This window comes from Halogeometricum sp. CBA1124 (assembly GCF_009741955.1).
Lineage (GTDB): Archaea > Halobacteriota > Halobacteria > Halobacteriales > Haloferacaceae > Halogeometricum > Halogeometricum rufum.
On the sequence record NZ_WPCD01000319.1, the window covers coordinates 1 to 2300 of the forward strand.

The 2300-nt window shown below is 68.3% G+C and carries 5 protein-coding genes; 1 reads left to right on the plus strand and 4 read right to left on the minus strand.

What is annotated here, in order from left to right:
* Positions 1 to 97: 97 nt before the first annotated feature.
* From GJ632_RS20990 to GJ632_RS22625, 4 genes are all read right to left on the minus strand, one after another.
* Positions 98 to 391, minus strand: coding sequence for a hypothetical protein (locus tag GJ632_RS20990; RefSeq protein ID WP_089805898.1), 294 nt, complete (start codon positions 389 to 391; stop codon positions 98 to 100).
* On the minus strand, positions 388 to 765 hold the full coding sequence (locus GJ632_RS20995) for a helix-turn-helix domain-containing protein (RefSeq protein ID WP_089805896.1): 378 nt from the start codon (positions 763 to 765) through the stop codon (positions 388 to 390). Before GJ632_RS20995 ends, GJ632_RS20990 begins: the two co-directional genes overlap by 4 nt.
* A gap of 124 nt (positions 766 to 889) precedes the next feature.
* Positions 890 to 1504: an ABC transporter permease gene (locus tag GJ632_RS21000; protein WP_197428140.1), complete on the minus strand. Its 615-nt coding sequence runs from the start codon at positions 1502 to 1504 to the stop codon at positions 890 to 892.
* Positions 1501 to 1845, minus strand: coding sequence for a hypothetical protein (locus tag GJ632_RS22625; protein WP_197428141.1), 345 nt, complete (start codon positions 1843 to 1845; stop codon positions 1501 to 1503). The genes GJ632_RS21000 and GJ632_RS22625 overlap by 4 nt, the downstream gene beginning before the upstream one ends.
* Positions 1846 to 1999: 154 nt before the next feature.
* Here GJ632_RS22625 and GJ632_RS21005 point away from each other — a divergent pair.
* A partial coding sequence (locus GJ632_RS21005; RefSeq protein WP_191453938.1) for a hypothetical protein occupies positions 2000 to 2300 on the plus strand: 301 nt, incomplete at its 3' end.

Sequence of the window (2300 nt, forward strand, 5' to 3'; positions counted from 1 at the left end):
GCGTCGGATGTCTTCTCGCTCATCGGCGGATGTTCGTACCGGACGGATATAACAGTTGTGTGTATATCGAGCAATAATAGCGCACCGCTCGGAACCCCTACTCGACGTAGAGGGAGTACATGATGATGGCGAACCCGATGAGCGTGAGCACGGAGTCCACGAGGACGCCGACGACGAGGTTCAGTTCGAGGATTACGTCGAGAGCGCCGGCGATCGTCGCGCCGAAGGTGATGATGCCGAACCCGAGCGTCAGCGCCCGGAGCGACGACTCGCCGGTCCGGCGGTACGCCTTGAAGCTGAAGTAGGTGATGAGACCCCCGATGACGAGGATGCCCGTCTGCACGACGATGAGGGCGGTGGCGAGGGCCGGGGCGGAGGCGAAGTGACTCACTGCGTCTCCCTCCGAACCGCGGACCAGATGTCCGCGAGTTGCTGTTCGGGCGTCGCTTCGGGGCGGACCACGTCCACGTCGAGGGTTCGGTCGTCGGTGAGTTCGATGCGCACCTCGTCGAACGTCACCTCGTACGTCGTCGTGTGATGTCCGTCCGAGCGAATCTCCGTGCCCTCGACGAGCAAGTCCGCGTCGGTCAGGAGGTCCAACTTGCGGTACGTCGTCGAGAGTGGGATGTCGCACTCGTCGGAGAGTTCACTTGCGGTCATGGGTTCTACCAGTGCTCTGATGATGGCTCGGGCGTCCGCGTCGTCCAGGGCGTCGAGGACGGAGAGGAGTTCGGGCGACTCCTCGGCGGACCGGTCACGTGCCATTGGACTCACTCCTCCGCGAGAGACAATAATCCCCGCGGAAACGTCGCGCCGTGTTCGTTCCCCGACGGCCCCTCGGTCGCCCGATTATGGCCAGTCTCTCGAACGCATCCGTTCTCACGGCCGGTCACTCCTCGACGCGCGGGTCGAGAGCGGCGTAGGCGAGGTCCTGCAGGAAGTTGCCGACGACGCCCACGAGGACGAACAGCGCCGTCGCCCCGAGTACGAGTGGCACGTCGCGGTCCCGAATCGCGGCCAGACTCACCGTTCCGATGCCGGGGATGCCGAAGACGAACTCCAGCACGAAGACGTTCAACATCAGCACGCCGAGGAGGTCCGCGAACGTGAGCGTCAACAGGGGGACGGCGGCGTTCCGGACGACGTGGCGGGCGACGCGGGAGACGGGCGCGCCCTTCGCGCGGGCGAGTCGGACGAAGTCGCGCCCGAGGAGGTCCGTCGAGAGCGACCGGGTGTAGCGCAGTTGGCTGGCGGTGAGCGTCGTCGCGAGGACGACGGTTGGGAGGACGTACCGTTTCGCGTTCTTCGGGGTCAGCAGTTCGTTCCGAAAGCCCGTCGCGTCCCAGCCGAACTGCGTGCCGACGAGGATGAGCAGGAAGGTGGCGAGGTAGAAGTTGGGGACGCCGTAGCCGAGATAGGCGACGGCCGCGCCCAGTCGGTCCGCGGGACTCCGCCGCCGAAGCGCCGTCGCCACGCCCGCGGTGACGCCCACGACGACGCTCACCAGACGCCGGGGACGAGGTAGCCGAGCGTGTACGGCGTGGCGCGCGCCAGCACCGCCACGACGGGCGCGCCCATGCTCTGGGAGACGCCCCACCGGAACCGGAGGACGTTCCCCATCCAGTGCGTCCACCGCCACCACAGCGACCGGTCGAGGTTGTGGGTGGCGCGGTAGGCCTCCGCCGCCGCCTGCGGGTCGTTACCGGCCATCGCGGCGGCGAACTTGACCTTGGCGACGTTCGGATTCTCCGGGACGGTGACGAGGAGGAACACCACGGTCAGGACGCCGACGGCGGCGACGACGGCGAAGACGCTCCGCCGGAGGAGGAAGCCGAGGCGACTCACGCGACCCTCCCGGGCGGGGGCGACGTTCGGCCGCGGCGGTGCCGTTCGGCGCGATGCACGGTGGGATGCGTCCCGGCGATGACACATGAACGTTGCTCAAATCGCGATTCCAGCGTACGGTAGTTTCTTGTCCGTCGCCGCAGTCGCCCACCTCGTGCCACCCGCGGACGAATCGCCGGGCGCACCGGCGGCCGGTCGGGTAGACTGGGACGCCGTGACCGACGAATCGGAGCGGTCGGTCCGGGCGGCAGTCCTCGCCGCGTTCCTCGTCGTCGTCGCCGCCTCGTTCGCCTACGACTACGCCGTCGTCGCGTCGGGCGACCCGCTGGTCCTCGGCGTCGACCCGACGGCGATGGACTGGCTGTTCGGACTCTCGCTGGGCGCGTTCGGCGTCTCGCTCGCGCACGCCGTCACCGCGCGGCCCGAACGCGCCGCCGAGGTGCTGGCGGAGTTCC

Coding starts and splice junctions, on each gene's coding strand:
- GJ632_RS20995 (WP_089805896.1), bottom strand. CDS start 765: ATGGCACGTGACCGGTCCGCCGAGGAGTCGCCCGAACTCCTCTCCGTC.